A 14,094-nucleotide genomic window follows, 5' to 3' on the forward strand; every position below is an offset into this window, starting at 1 on the left:
CGGGGCTTCATTCACAGCGGTGGGACCCGGTGCGACCAGGGGTCGGCCTGTTCCAGTTCATAGGCCAGTGCGAACAGCGTCTGCTCGTCGCCGACCCGCGCCGCGAAATGGTTGCCGATGGGCAGGCCGCGCGCGCTCAGCCCCAGCGGGACCGACATCGCCGGCGTGCCCGCCACGTTGTGCAGCGGCGTGTACGACGCATAGCGCATCAGCCGGGCCCACAGCGTGGCGCCGGGCACGGTGGGGGCAAGCCACCCCAGCGGTGGCGGCTCGCTGGCGGCCACCGGGCTGAGCACGACATCCACGGCGTCGAACCAGGCATTCACCTGCGCGCCCACGGCGGCAAAGTGCGCGCCGGCGCGTGCCGCCGCGCCGGCGGGGAGCGCGCGCGCGTGCCCTGCCAGGTGCAGGGTCCAGGGCTCCAGCAGCGTGTCGGGCGGGCGGCCCGTGCCCTCGGCCTGCTGCAGCGCCCGCTCGGCGCCGCCGCTCCAGGCCACCATGAAGGCATCGAAGAACCGCTCGCCGTCGATGCCGTGCGCAAAAGGCAGAACCTGGTGCCCAAGCCGTTCGCACAGCCGCGCGACCCGGGTGACTTCCTGCAGCACGGCGGGGTCCGGCATCTCGCCAAAGAGGTTCTGCGGCGCGAAGCCAATGCGCAGGCGCCGGGCCGAGGGCCCGTGCACCGCGGGCATGGGCGGCAGCGGCGCGGCGCCATCGCCGCGCTGGTTCCACCAGAACAGCGTGGCGCTGTCGCGCACCGTGCGGCTCACCGCGTGGTCGACACCGGCATCGCGCGGGCCGGAGCCCTGCATGCGCGAGCGGCTGGGCTTGAGCCCGAACAGCCCGCAGCACGAGGCGGGGATGCGGATCGAGCCACCGCCATCCGTCGCGTGCGCCATGGGCAGCATGCCCGCGGCCACGGCCGCCGCGGCGCCGCCCGAGGAACCACCCGGGGAGTGCAGCGGGTTCCAGGGATTGCGGACCGGGCCGCCAAGCAGGGGTTCGGTGGTGGCGCTGAGCTGGAACTCGGGCGTTGCCGTCTTGCCGATGGCGATCAGCCCGCTGGCTTCGCAGCGCGCCACCAGCGGCGACGAGGCGCTGGAAAGTGCCGCCTCCGCCTGCAGGCGCGAGCCGCTGCGCCGGTGCGTGCCTTGCAGGTCGACCGCGTCCTTGTAGGCAAACGGCACGCCCCAGAAGGGCCCGGGGGAGGGCGGCCCCTGCCACTGGCCGCGGGCCCGGTCGGGGCAGAGTTCCACCAGCGCCTGCAGCCTGGGATTGACGTCCGCCACGCGCGCCAGGCTGGCCTGCACCAGCTGCGCGGGTTGCAGATGGCCCGCCCGCACCAGCGCTGCCTGGGCCGTGGCATCGAGCGCCAGCAGGCCGTGGGTGGCGCCGCGGGCGAAAGCGGGGCGCAGGGGGGCGCCCAGTGCGGTCAGGCCCATCAGGCCCAGAAGATCTCGTCGTTGCATGGTGTGTTTGCACAGGGAATGAAGGAGAGGGCCATCGTCCCTGGGCCGGGCCGCGCCAGCTTGTATAAAAGCGCCATGGCCGCGCTTTTTTGCTACCACCTGCTGCCCGCCTGCCTGGGCGATATCGACGAACGCCCCCACGCGCTGCTGGCGCGGGCCGTGCGCACGCAGATGCAGGGCTTCGTCACCCACCAGGCATATGTGGCGCAGGTGCTGCGCGGCGGCCCGCAGGCGCGCGGGCAAGAGGCCCGGCGGGAGGCGCGCCTTGCGCTGCTGTGTGCGCTGGACCTGAACCCGGTGCAGGCGCTCCTGGCGCCCTCGGCCGCCGTGGGCCGTGGGCCCTCTGCGTTCGTGGACCGCTGGAACGCCTACAACCGGATGGCGCCCCTGGGCGTCAACACGCAGCTCGATGGCCAGGGCGCGCTGCGGCGGGAATCCCCCATGCTGCCGGACCGCGCCCTGCGTGCCGCGGCGCAGCGCAGTGCGGACATCCGCGCGGGCATTGCCGCCTCGTGCGTGAGCGTGCTGGCGCGCGGCGGCACCAGCGGCAGCCCGGCGGATGCGCCGCGCACGCTGCAGTCCCTGGCGCGGCGGCTGGGGTGCGCGAACGAGGTGCTGGACCTGCTGGCCTGGTGGCGCGAGGAGCCTGCCCTGGCCCTGCCCGACGCCGCCCGCCGCCTGGGTCGCAGCGCGCGCCAGCTGCAACGCGATCTGGCCCGGCACGGCCTGGGCTTTGCCACGCTGCGCCAGGCCGCCCGCATCGAGCACGCGCAGCAGGCCCTGCTTGGCGGCACGGCCAGCCTGACGGGCATCGCGCATGCCGCGGGGTTCTTCGACTCCGCGCACTTCGTGCATGGCTGGCAGCGTGCCTGTGGCGTCAGCCCCAGCCAGTACCGGCAGCTGGCCGGTCGCCTGGACGCCCGGGGCTCCCTCTGCGCCCCGGGGACCGTGCGCAGAGGGGTGGATGTCGTGGAAAACGCGCAATAGGTTTGGCGGTCCGCTGCGGCATATTGCGGCTTCCATCCCTGCAAAGGAAAACATATGCCCCGTAGGTTCCAGAGCTTCCTTCCTCACCTGTCTCCGCGCACTGTTGTGTCCCGCGTTGCCGCAGTGGCGCGGCACCCTGCGCACCCGCAGCCCGCCGCGCCCCGCGGGGCCGGCACCGCAAGGCCAGGCCGCCGCTGGCTCGTGCCCGCGCTGGCCATGGCGGCGTGGGTGGCCGCGATGCCGGGCGCGCACGCCAAGACGTTCCGCTGGGCCGGGTCCACCGACATCCAGTCCATGGACATCCACTCGCAGAACAGTGCCCTGGGCAATGGCATCCATGCGGCGGTGTACGAGTCGCTGGTGATGTTCAACAGCCGCACGCTCAAGGTCGAGCCGCTCCTGGCCACCTCGTGGCAGCAGGTCAGCCCCACGCAGTTGCGCGTGAAGCTGCGCCAGGGCGTGAAGTTCAGCGACGGATCGCCCATGACGGCCGACGACGTGGTGTATTCGCTGCAGCGCGCGATGAGCAAGACCTCCACCTACGCCATCTACACCCAGGGCATGGAGCGCATCGCCAAGGTCGACGGCGAGACCATCGACATCTTCCTGAAGAACCCCAACCCGGTGCTGCTCAACCAGCTGACCGAGCTGCGCGTGATGAGCAAGGCCTGGGCCGAGAAGAACAATGCCGTGGAGCCCAAGGACATCAAGTCCAAGGACGAGACCTTCTCGCACCGCAATGCCATGGGCACCGGGCCCTTCGTGCTCAAGGAATGGGTGCCCGACCAGAAGCTGGTGTTTGCCGCCAACCCGCAGTGGTGGAACGCGGGCAAGACCGAGGGCAACGTCACCGAGATCGTCTACACACCCATCAAGTCCGAGGCCACGCGCGTCGCGGCCCTGCTCTCGGGCGAGGTCGACATGGTGCGCGACACCAGCCTGCAGGACCTGGAGCGCCTCAGGGCCAACCCGAGCATCAAGGTGATGGAGATGGTCGAGAACCGCACCATCTACCTGGCCCTGGACCAGTTCCGCGACGAGCTGCCGGGCAGCAGCGTCAAGGGCAAGAACCCGCTCAAGGACCTGCGCGTGCGCAAGGCGCTGTACCAGGCCATCGACGTGGCCACGCTGCAGCGCGTGACCATGCGCGGCATGTCCAAGCCCACGGGCGCCATCGTCTCGCCCCTGGTCAACGGCTGGACGGAGGCGGTGGACAAGCGCCTGCCCTACGACACCAACGCGGCCAGGGCGCTGCTGGCCGATGCGGGCTACAAGGACGGCTTCGAGGTCGATTTCGCCTGCAGCAACAACTCCATCATCCAGGACGAGAACCTGTGCCAGGCCATCACCTCGATGTGGGCGCGCGTGGGCGTCAGGGCCAAGCTGCGCACCATGCCCTCCATCACCTACTACCCCATGGCCCAGCGGCACGAGGCCAGCATCACCCTGCTCAGCTGGGGCGTGCCGACCTTCGACGCGCTGTACACCCTGCAATCGCTCACCCGCACCAAGACCACGGGCGGCGATGGCAACTACAACCTGGGCCGCTACAGCAACGAACGCATGGACTACATCGTGGACCGCGTGAAGACCGAGACCGACCAGCCCGTGCGCAACCGCCTGCTGACCGAAGGCCTGCAGCTGCAGAACGACACCGTGGCCAACATCCCCCTGCACAACCAGATGCTGGCCTGGGCGATGAAGAAAAATGTCGAGCTGGTGCAACGCCCCGACAACCGCATCGACTGGCGTCTGATCAAGGTGAACTAACCCCCTGAGTCGCTTCGCGTCATCCCTCTTTCTCTCAAATCGCTGCTCGATTTGGGAAGGGGGACGCCCCCAGCGCGGCGGGGCGGCCCTTGCGCGGGGGCACTGGCGTCGGGCGCGCCAGTTGCGTCGGCTTGCGCTTGCTGGTGATGCGGGTTCTGAGGGCCTCCTGCGCGATGGAAGGTCAGACAGCGTCGAGCGGAAACACCGGCCGGCGCACGTGCTTGAACGGAAACAGCGCATAGTTGGAACTGGTCACGCCGGTAGGGCTGTCGCATTCGACCAGCGCATGCGACAGCGGCACGAACACCGGGCGGCAGTACATGCGCGACTTGAGCAGCACGAAGCGGTGCGCCGTGGGGTCCACCCCCACGCACGAGAACACCCCCAGGTCCCAGGGCTCGTGCGTCTTCTCGGTCACCACGATGAGGGCGCTGCCGGTGTCGAACAGCACGGTGCGCCCCATCGCGCAGCGCTGCCCGGTGTAGATGGGTCCGGTCACGGTGTACTCGCCGTCGCTGATGGCGCGCACCGTGCCGCTGAGCGCCACGGGCTCCTTGGAGACGTTGAGCTGGGTGAGCGGCACCTTGTTGCCCAGGCGCACGGTGCACTGCGCGCCCACGCCGGCCGCCACGAGTTCGGCCACGGCCTCGGGGTCGCACAGCGGGCCCACGGCGATGTCCGACAGGCCCTCGGCGAGCGCGGCCTGCAAGACATCCATGGAGTCGCAGGTGCCGCCGGACATGCAGTTGTCGCTGTGGTCCAGCAGCAGCACCGGGCGCTCGGCGCCTTGCGCCAGGGTCTGTGCGCGCTGCAGCGACTGCGCCAGGGGCTCGCTGTCGTAGACGAACTCGGTGCGCTCCTGCCAGATGGCGGCCGCGATGCGGTCGGCCACGGCCTGGGCTGCTTCGGGTGCATCGGCAAGGCCGGTGACCACCACGCTCATGAACGGCGCCTCGATGTCGGCCAGCGAGAACCCCGCGAACACCGACACGGCCGGCACGCCGTCGGCCTCGGCAGCGCGGGCGGCGTCCACCGCGCGCAGCATGGCGCCCTGCAGCGTGGTGCTGCGCAGGGTGTGGCCCATCATGGGCAACTGGTGCCAGCGCACGCTGTAGCGCGCCTGGCCCTGCAGCATGGCCAGCAGCAGGCGGCCCGCGTGCTCGCCGGTCTCGTACATGTCGATGTGCGGGTAGGTCTTGAAGCCGACCATCACATCCGCGTTGGCGACCATCTTGGGCGTGATGTTGCCGTGCAGGTCCAGCGCCACGCCGATGGGCACGCCGGGCGCCGCTGCGCGCACGCGCGCGAGCAGGTCGCCTTCGCCGTCGGGGCTGTTCTCGGCCACCATGGCGCCATGCAGGTCCAGCAGGATGGCGTCGCAGCCCGGCGCTGCCTCCACGATGCGGCGGGTCAGTTCTTCGTAGGCCGCGGCGTGCACCTTGCCGCTGGGGTTAGACATGGCCGACACCGGCGTGACCAGCGTGGCGCCCAGGCCCCGGGCCAGGTCGATGAAGGCCGCCATGGCCGTGCGCATGCCCAGGTTGTCGCGCAGGGCATCCTCGCCGTAGGTGGGCGCAAACGCCTCCAGGGGCGTGGGCACGGGCGAGAAGGTGTTGGTCTCGTGGTTCAGGCGGGCGATGAGGATCTTCATGCGGCGACCACCCGGGCGCTGCGCAGCATGGCCTGCAGCAAGACGTTGCACCCGGCCTCCAGGTGCTCGGGCTCCGCGTCCTCGATCTCGTTGTGGCTGATGCCGTCGGCGCAGGGCACGAAGACCATGGCCGTGGGCGCCAGGCGCGCCAGGTACACGGCGTCGTGCCCGGCACCGCTCACCACGTCCATGGCGCTGTAGCCCAGTGCCTGGGCATCGGCGCGCACGCCTTCGACCAGCGCGGGCGCAAACGGCTGCGGCGGGAAGTACACCACCTGCTCCACCGCGATGGGTGTGCGGTGGGCCGTGCCGATGCGCTCGCAGGCGGTGCGCAACTCCGCATCCATCTGCAGCAGCATGGCATCGTCGGCGGCGCGCAGGTCCACGGTCATGCGCACGCTGCCGGGGATCACGTTGCGCGAACTCGGGAACACCTCCAGCACGCCCACCGTGCCGCGCGCATGCGGTGCATGGGCCAGGGCGATGCGGTTCACCTCGGCCACCAGCGTGCTGGCGGCCAGCAGGGCATCGCGGCGCAGCGCCATGGGCGTGGGGCCGGCATGGGCCTCCATGCCCTGCACGCTCACGTCGTACCAGCGCTGACCCAGGGCACCCTGCACCACGCCGATCACGCAGCCGTTGGCCTCCAGCACCGGGCCCTGCTCGATGTGCGCCTCGAAATACGCGCCCACGGGCGGCGTGGGCCCGTGCTCGCCGTCATAGCCGATGACGGCCAGCGCCTCGGCCACGCTGGTGCCCTGCGCGTCGCGCTGGGCCAGCGCATGCTCCAGCGTGAAGGCGCCGGCGAACACGCCCGAGCCCATCATCACCGGCACGAAGCGCGAGCCCTCTTCATTGGTCCACACCGCCACCTCGATCGGGGCTTCGGTCACGATGCCCAGGTCGTTCAGCGTGCGCACCACCTCGATGCCGGCAAGCACACCGTAGTTGCCGTCGAACTTGCCGCCCGTGGGCTGGGTATCGACGTGGCTGCCGGTCATCACCGGGGGCAGGGCGTCGTTGCGCCCCGCGCGGCGCGCGAAGATGTTGCCGATGGCGTCGGTGCGCACGCTGCAGCCGGCCTCGCGCGCCCAGCGCACGAACAGGTCGCGGCCTTCGCCGTCCAGCGCGGTGAGGGCCAGGCGGCACACGCCGCCCTTGGGCGTGGCGCCTATCTGCGCCAGGTCCATCAGCGATTGCCACAGGCGCGCGCCGTTCACGCGCGGTTGCAGGGCAGGGGAGGGGGTCGTCGTCATGTCCACAGTCGAATTCCTGAAAAATCTATGCCAGGCCCACGCCCAGATAGCGGTCCTTGATGGCGTCGTCGGCGAGAAAGGCGGTGTTGTCCGCCTCGTGCACGATGGCGCCCTGCTCGATCACGTAATGCCGGTCGGCCAGCTGGGTGCAGACCTCCAGGTTCTGCTCCACCAGCAGGATGGCCACGCCCGCGGCCTTGATGGTCTTGAGCTGCGCCACGATCTCTTCCACGATCACCGGGGCAAGCCCTTCCACGGGCTCGTCCAGCATCAACAGGCGCGGCGCATTCATCAGCGCGCGGCCGATGGCCAGCATCTGCTGCTCGCCGCCCGAGAGCTGGCCGCCGCCATTGCCGCGCCGCTCCTTGAGGCGCGGAAAGATGCGGTAGATGTCCGGCAACTGCCAGGGCGAGCGCTTGCGCTGGCCCAGCAGCAGGTTCTCCTCCACCGTGAGCAGCTTGAAGATGCCCCGGTGCTCTGGCACCAGGCACACGCCGCGCTGGGCGATGGCATGCGTGGCCAGGCCCTGCACCTCGTCGCCCGCAAAGCGCACACGGCCCTGGGTGGGCGGAACCACGCCGCAGATGCTCTTGAGCGTGGTGGTCTTGCCCGCGCCGTTGCGCCCGAGCAGGGTGACCAGCTCGCCGTCGCCCACGCGCAGGTCCACGCCCTGCAGCACATGGCTCTTGCCGTAATGGGCGTGCAGCCCCTGGATGTCGAGGATCGTCATGCCGCCTTGCCCCCCGTGATCATGTTGCCCAGGTAGGCGCTGCGCACCCGGTCGTCGCTGCGGATCGCGTGCGGATGCCCTTCGGCCAGCACGCGGCCCTGTTGCATCACCGTCACGGTGTCGGAGATGTCCATCACGATGTTCATGTTGTGCTCGATGAGTACCACGGTGTGCTCGTCCTTGAGGCCCTGGATCAGCCGCTTCATGTCGTCCAGGTCGTCGATGCCCATGCCCGAGGTGGGCTCGTCCAGGAAGATGGCCTTGGGCCGTGCCGCCAGCGCCATGCCCACCTCCAGCCGGCGCTGCTGGCCGTGCGAGAGGTTGCCCACCGGCGTGTCGGCATGGCGCTCCAGCCCCAGGCGCGCCAGCACGCTGGCCACCACCTCGGCCTGCGAGCGCGCGCCCTGCGGCGCATGCCAGCAGTTGAGTGCATGGCGCGGCGCGGTGCCCTGGGCGGCCAGGCGCAGGTTCTCGCGCACGGGCAGAGTGAGGAACAGGCTGGTCACCTGGAAGGAGCGCGCCATGCCGCGCTGCACGCGGCGGTGGTCGGGCTCGTGCGTCACGTCGTGCCCGTCGAACACGATGCGCCCGCCGCTCACGTTCTTGGTGCCGGTGAGCATGTGGAACAGCGTGGTCTTGCCGGCGCCGTTGGGGCCGATGACCGAATGGACCGTGTTGGCGCGCACCTTGAGGTCCACGCCCGCCAGTGCGGCGAACTTGTCGTAGCGTTTTTCCACGCCCACGGCTTCGAGCAGGATGGGGGAGGGGGTTGCGGTGCTCATGCGTGGCCTCCTTGCGTGGCAGATGCGTCGGCCTTGCCGCCACGGCCCTTGCCGCCACGGCCCTTGCCGCGCAGCAGGTTCCAGGCCGACTCGCCCAGGCCCCACAGGCCGCGCTGCATGCCGAGGCTCACCACCATCAGCACCACGCCCAGGATCAGCAGCCAGCGCGGCCACAGCGTGGACAGCCAGTCGCCCACCAGCAGGTAGAAGGCCGAGCCGAGCAGCGAGGCCAGCAGGTTGCCCGTGCCGCCGATCACCGTCATGACGAGGATCATCTCGCTGGTGTGGTACTCGGCGCTCGCCAGCGGGGCGATGCCCGTCATCATGGCGTGCAGCGCGCCGGCCAGGCCCGTCACCGCGCCCGAGATCACGAAGGCCTGCAGCTTGAGCAGCTTGAGGTTGTAGCCGATGGCGCCCGCGCGCTCCTCGTTGTCGCGCACCGCCAGCAGCGTGCGCCCGAAGACCGAGGCCGACACCTTCTGCAGCAGCCAGAAGGCCACCAGGAACACCGTGGCCACGAAGCCGTAGTACTGCCAGGGCGAGGCCAGCGGCCACAGCGTGAAGCCGCCCACGGCCAGCGAGGGGCGCGGGATGTCCATCAGCCCGTTGTCGCCGCCCGTGATGCCAGGCATGGAGTAGGCGAGAAAGTAGAACATCTGCGCGAAGGCCAGGGTCAGCATCACGAAGTAGGTGCCGCGCTGGCGGATGGCCACCCAGCCCACGATGGCCGCGCCCAGCGCGCCCATCACCACGGCGAGCGCCAGGGCCAGCGGCATGGGCAGGGGCCAGCGCGTGAGCGTGAGGGCGATGGTGTAGCTGCCCAGGCCGAAGAAGATGCCCTGCCCGAAGGACAGCAGCCCGGTGTGGCCCAGCAGCAGGTTGCAGCCCATGGCGGCCAGGCCATAGATCAGCACCTCGCTGGCCAGCGAGCCCGATTGCATGGTCAGCGGCATCACCAGCACCACGGCCAGGGCCAGCAGCAGGTGGGAATTCTTGCGAAAAATCGTCATGGCGGTGTTCATCCTTTGCGGCCCAGCAGGCCATGCGGGCGCAGCAGCAGCACGGCGGCCATGGCGATGTAGATCATGAGCCGCGCCCCCTCGGGCCACACGGTGCTCATCACGCTCTGCACGATGCCGATCAGCAGGCCGCCGATCAGCGCCCCGGCAAAGCTGCCCATGCCCCCGACCACCACCACGATGAAGGCCACGCCCAGCGCCTCGATGCCCATGAAGGGCTCGGCCCCGCGCATGGGGGCGGCCAGCACGCCGGCAATCGCGGCGGTGGCCGCGCCCAGTGCGAACACCAGGCTGAAGATGCGGAACACGTTGATGCCGAGCAGCGAGACCATCTCGGTGGATTCGCTGCCCGCGCGCACCGCGCTGCCCAGGCGCGTGCCTTCGAGCACGTACCACAGGCCCACGGCCAGCACGGCGGTGAAGCCGATCACGAACAGCCGGTACTTGGGGTAGACGATGCCGCCCCACATGACCACGCCCTGCAGCAGGTCGGGCACCGGCACGCTGTCGCCGAGCGGGCCCCACTGCAGGATCACCAGCTCCTGGATGGCCAATGCCAGGCCCACGGTGACGAGGATGTGGAACTCGTGCGGCTTGGAATACACGTGGCGCAGCACCAGCTTTTCGGTGAGCCAGCCCAGGGCGCCCACGACCAGTGGCACCACGGCCAGCGCCAGCCAGAAGCTCAGGCCCCAGCGCGTCATCTGGAAGCAGAAGTAGGCGCCCAGCAGGTAGAACGCCCCGTGCGCGAAGTTCACGAAGCGCAGCAGGCCGAACACGATGGACAGGCCGACCGCCAGCAGGAAGTACAGCATGCCGATGCCGATCCCGTTGATGGCCTGTAGCAGGTAGATGTTCATGGGCGAGAGATGGAAGGAAAAATCCCAAGGCGCGCGGCTGCGGGCCGTGGAGGAGGGCGATGCGGCAGAGCTTGCGAGCGTCACCGCGGGTTTGCATTCAGCCGGATGGCCAGGCGGGAAGCCGCAGACAGTGCGTTAGCACGGCAAGGCTTCCCAGCGACGCCAGCCGGTTGAAGGCCAATACGTGTCAGGTGAGCTTGCAGCCGGTCTGGTCCAGGGGCAGGAAGGACTTGCCCGAGCTGACCACGTCCACGTAGTCGTCCTTGTTGGCCATCTTCGCCTTGGCCTTGCCCTTGAGCAGGTAGTAGTTCTTGAGCACCTGGTGGTCGCCCTTGCGGATCTCTTCGTCGCCCGTCAGGCCCTGGTACTTCATGCCTTCCATGGCGGCGATCACGGCCTTGGGCTCCACCGTGCCGGCCTTGATGATGCCGTCGATCATGAGCTTGGTGCAGATGTACGAGCCCGCCAGGCTGTAGTTGGGGTTGGACTTGAACTTGTCGTTGCTGCGCTTGACCAGGTCGAGGTTGAGCGGCGCATTGGCCGTGTGCCAGTACTGCGCGCCGAAGTAGATGCCTTCGCACAGGTCGGCGCCCAGCGACTCGAACTGCTCCAGCCCCGAGGCCCAGGCCACCAGGATGGTCATGTTCTTGTGCATGCCGAAGCTCACGGCCTGGCGCAGCGCGTCGGACGACTGCGAGCCGAAGTTGAGCAGCAGCAGCACGTCGGGCTTGGCGGCCATGGCGTTGGTCAGGTAGCCGCTGAACTCCTTTTCGGTCAGCGAGTGGTAGCTGTTGCCCACGTGCTCCAGGCCCTTTTCCTTGAAGATGTTCTTGGCGGCCGACAGCAGGCCGTCGCCGAACACGTACTGCGGCGTGATGGTGTACCAGCGCTTGGCCTTGGGCAGGGCCTCGGCCAGGGGGCGCACCGTCTGCTCGATGGCGCCGAAGGTGGGCACCGACCAGCGGAAGGTGGCGGCGTTGCAGTCCTTGCCCGTGATCTCGTCGGCGCCGGCGGTGGTGATGAAGATGCCGCCGGCCTTCTCGGCCTCCTTGCCCATGGCCAGCGATTCGGACGACAGGATGCCGCCCGCGAAAAAGCGCGTGCCCTGCTGCTGCGAGGACTCCTGCACCTTGCGCACGGCCGTGGCTGGCTTGCCTTCCGTGTCCAGCACCGTGTAGGCCAGGGGGCGCTTGAGGACCGTGCCGTACTGCTCGATGGCCAGCTTCATGCCCAGGTCGGCGAACTTGCCGTTGGCCGCGAACGCGCCCGACATGGGCACCGGGCAGCCGAACTGGATGGCACCGCTGGACTGCGCCCAGGCGCTCTGGGCCAGGCCCAGCGATGCGGGCAGTGCGCCCAGGGCAGAGAGTTGCAAGAGGTGGCGACGGTGCATGGGGGGCTCCTGTGGAGGGGTTGAGGCCGGTTGGCCGATAGCGGGGCACGGCTTGTGCAAAGCACACTGCGTGCCACCGCCGCAGAGCGTCGTTGGCGCTCATTTCTGCTATTTATAGTGATAAATAGAATAAACACCGTGCGTGGAAACCCTGCATCCCTTCCGCTGCCCCCTTGCGGTGCATACACTGCACCATGAGCGGTACTTCGCCGCGCGGAGGCACCGCCGTGGCTGCCGGCCGACCAACGACAATTCCCTGAACATGGCAACCAAAACGTCCACACAGAAGCCGCTCAAAGCCCTCAAGCGCCCCGACCTGGTGGCGCAGGAGATCAAGCGCCTCATCACCGAGAAGAACCTGAGCCCGGGCGACCGCCTGCCGCGCGAGAGCGAGCTGCAGGCGCAGTTCGAGGTGAGCAAGGGCACCATCCGCGAGGCGCTCAAGTCGCTGGAGGTGCAGGGGCTGGTGACCATCTCCACCGGCCCCTCGGGCGGGGGCACCATCGCCGAGGTGCCGCTGGACCGCACCCTGCAGTTCATGCAGAACTACCTGTTCTTCCAGGAAGTGACCATCGACAACATCTACGCCGTGCGCCAGTTCCTGGAGCCCGAGCTGGCCGCCGGCGCCGTGCCGCACCTGACCGAGGCCGATTTCGAGGCGCTGGAGCACTCCATCGCCTGCTGCGACCCGGCGTCGAGCAGCGAGGACATGCTCAGCCAGCGGCGCGAGGACGTGAACTTCCACGACATCCTGGCCGCGGCCAACCCGAATCCGTTCCTGCGCTTCAATTGCGAGCTGATCAACGAGATGCTGCGCCAGCTCATCGTCTACGGCAACCGCACGCCCAAGGCCGAGCACCGGCGCTTTGGCGAAGTGAATGCCAATTTCCACCGCGAGATCGTGCGGGCCGCACGCGTGCGCGACGTGGAGACGGTGCGCACGCTGATGGCGCGCCACATGCAGGACGCGGCCAGCAGCGTCAAGCGCATGAAGGGGCGCATCCAGGGCCGGCTGATCCTCGATGCCGACACCCTGCGCAGTCCGCGCTCGGCCCATGTGCGGCCCAAGGCCACCAAGGGCGTGAAGTTGCCGAAGGCCGGGGAATAGGTGTCAGCGCGCGGGTTGCAGCACGATAAGCGCCATGCCCGCCAGCGCGACCAGCACGCCCGCCACGTCCCACGGCGTGGGACGGATGCCGTCCACCACCCACAGCCACGCCAGGGCCACGCCGATGTAGACCCCGCCATAGGCCGCGTAAACGCGCCCCGCGCCTGCCGTGTCGTGCAAGGTGAGCAACCATGCGAACAGACCAAGGCTCAGTGCCGCGGGCAGCAGCAGCCACATGGGCTTGCCCTGCTTGAGCCACAGCCAGGGCAGGTAGCAGCCCACGATTTCAGCCAGGGCGGTGGCGATGAAAAGCAGCAGGGTCTTCATCATGTCCCGGGGCCGAGGAGGGGGATGGATGGGGGTGCGTTGGAGGTGGTGGCCAGCCACTGGCGCAACGCCAGCTCGCCCTTGGGCGTGAAATGCACCACGCGCGAGCCCTGTGCGCGGTGTGCCCAGCCGCCCTCGAAGAGCCGCTGCAGCAGCGCAGCCCCCAGCGCGCCGCCCAGGTGGTGGCGGCGTTCGCTCCAGTCCAGGCAAGGGCGGCACAGCATGCGCCGCTGCTGGGCCAGGGCGGGGGTGTCGATCCCGACCTGGGCAAACCATTGCGCGCCGGCGGGCGTTACCGCCGCACCCTGGGGCGTGGTCTGCAGCAGCCCCTGGCGCACCAGGGCTTCATAAAACTGCACGCCCACTTCGCCGGCCAGGTGGTCGTAGCACATGCGTGCGCGGCGCAAGGCAGGCTCGCGCGGGCTGGAGCGCAGGCGCACCGCGCCCGCGCGGAAGGCCACGTTCATCAGCGATTCCAGCAGGTGTGCCACATCGCGGTCGGCCAGCCGGAAGTAGCGGTGGCGGCCCTGGTGCTCGACGGTCAGCAGGCCTGCATCGAGCAGCTTGGCCAGGTGGGCACTGATGGTCTGCTTGGTGACGCCGGCAACTTCGGCCAGCTCGGTGGCCGTGAGCGCGCGGTCGGACATCAGCGCGGTGAGGACTTCGGCGCGACCGGCGTCGCCGATGAGCGCGGCAATGCGCGCAATGTGGGGGCCATCTTTCATGGTTCGATGTTGAGCGA

At 69.3% G+C, this 14,094-nt stretch carries 13 protein-coding genes; 3 read left to right on the forward strand and 10 right to left on the reverse strand.

Annotation, left to right across the window (positions count from 1 at the left end):
* Positions 1-11: 11 nt before the first annotated feature.
* A complete protein-coding gene (locus KW843_RS17615; RefSeq protein WP_218296459.1) occupies positions 12-1,469 on the reverse strand; it encodes an amidase family protein in 1,458 nt (485 codons plus the stop codon).
* Between the two features lie 75 nt (positions 1,470-1,544).
* Between KW843_RS17615 and KW843_RS17620 the strand changes: the two genes are divergently transcribed.
* Both KW843_RS17620 and KW843_RS17625 read left to right on the forward strand, forming a co-directional pair.
* Positions 1,545-2,456, forward strand: coding sequence for a helix-turn-helix transcriptional regulator (locus tag KW843_RS17620; protein WP_218296460.1), 912 nt, complete (start codon positions 1,545-1,547; stop codon positions 2,454-2,456).
* A gap of 216 nt (positions 2,457-2,672) precedes the next feature.
* Positions 2,673-4,226 carry an ABC transporter substrate-binding protein gene (locus KW843_RS17625; RefSeq protein ID WP_218296718.1) on the forward strand — a complete coding sequence of 518 codons (1,554 nt, stop codon included), beginning with the start codon at positions 2,673-2,675 and terminating at the stop codon, positions 4,224-4,226.
* A 181-nt stretch (positions 4,227-4,407) separates the two neighbouring features.
* On the opposite strand, the gene KW843_RS17630 is transcribed toward KW843_RS17625, so the two are convergent.
* The 7 genes from KW843_RS17630 to KW843_RS17660 form a co-directional block, all read right to left on the reverse strand.
* A complete protein-coding gene (locus KW843_RS17630) occupies positions 4,408-5,877 on the reverse strand; it encodes a M81 family metallopeptidase (protein WP_218296461.1) in 1,470 nt (489 codons plus the stop codon).
* On the reverse strand, positions 5,874-7,133 hold the full coding sequence (locus tag KW843_RS17635) for a Zn-dependent hydrolase (RefSeq protein WP_218296462.1): 1,260 nt from the start codon (positions 7,131-7,133) through the stop codon (positions 5,874-5,876). The genes KW843_RS17630 and KW843_RS17635 overlap by 4 nt, the downstream gene beginning before the upstream one ends.
* A gap of 25 nt (positions 7,134-7,158) precedes the next feature.
* On the reverse strand, positions 7,159-7,863 hold the full coding sequence (locus KW843_RS17640) for an ABC transporter ATP-binding protein (RefSeq protein ID WP_218296463.1): 705 nt from the start codon (positions 7,861-7,863) through the stop codon (positions 7,159-7,161).
* The gene (locus tag KW843_RS17645; RefSeq protein WP_218296464.1) at positions 7,860-8,645 is read right to left on the reverse strand and encodes an ABC transporter ATP-binding protein; all 786 of its coding nucleotides are present in this window, start codon (positions 8,643-8,645) and stop codon (positions 7,860-7,862) included. The genes KW843_RS17640 and KW843_RS17645 overlap by 4 nt, the downstream gene beginning before the upstream one ends.
* Complete coding sequence (locus KW843_RS17650) at positions 8,642-9,655, reverse strand: branched-chain amino acid ABC transporter permease (protein ID WP_218296465.1); 1,014 nt, start codon at positions 9,653-9,655, stop codon at positions 8,642-8,644. Before KW843_RS17650 ends, KW843_RS17645 begins: the two co-directional genes overlap by 4 nt.
* Before the next feature lie 8 nt (positions 9,656-9,663).
* Positions 9,664-10,524, reverse strand: a complete 861-nt coding sequence (locus tag KW843_RS17655; protein WP_218296466.1) for a branched-chain amino acid ABC transporter permease — start codon at positions 10,522-10,524, stop codon at positions 9,664-9,666.
* Between the two features lie 187 nt (positions 10,525-10,711).
* The gene (locus tag KW843_RS17660; RefSeq protein WP_218296467.1) at positions 10,712-11,917 is read right to left on the reverse strand and encodes an ABC transporter substrate-binding protein; all 1,206 of its coding nucleotides are present in this window, start codon (positions 11,915-11,917) and stop codon (positions 10,712-10,714) included.
* A 262-nt stretch (positions 11,918-12,179) separates the two neighbouring features.
* On the opposite strand from KW843_RS17660, the gene KW843_RS17665 reads away from it, so the two are divergent.
* Positions 12,180-13,025 (forward strand): FadR/GntR family transcriptional regulator, encoded by an 846-nt coding sequence (locus KW843_RS17665; protein WP_218296468.1) that lies wholly within the window; start codon positions 12,180-12,182, stop codon positions 13,023-13,025.
* 3 nt (positions 13,026-13,028) lie between these two features.
* Here the strand turns inward: KW843_RS17665 and KW843_RS17670 are convergent, their stop codons facing one another.
* Together KW843_RS17670 and KW843_RS17675 are read right to left on the reverse strand one after the other, a co-directional pair.
* Complete coding sequence (locus KW843_RS17670) at positions 13,029-13,352, reverse strand: YnfA family protein (RefSeq protein WP_218296719.1); 324 nt, start codon at positions 13,350-13,352, stop codon at positions 13,029-13,031.
* The gene (locus KW843_RS17675) at positions 13,352-14,077 is read right to left on the reverse strand and encodes a helix-turn-helix transcriptional regulator (RefSeq protein WP_218296469.1); all 726 of its coding nucleotides are present in this window, start codon (positions 14,075-14,077) and stop codon (positions 13,352-13,354) included. Before KW843_RS17675 ends, KW843_RS17670 begins: the two co-directional genes overlap by 1 nt.
* Positions 14,078-14,094: the final 17 nt, after the last annotated feature.

The sequence above is a fragment of the Acidovorax sp. sif1233 genome (assembly GCF_019218755.1).
In the GTDB taxonomy this organism is placed as follows: Bacteria; Pseudomonadota; Gammaproteobacteria; order Burkholderiales; family Burkholderiaceae_C; genus Acidovorax.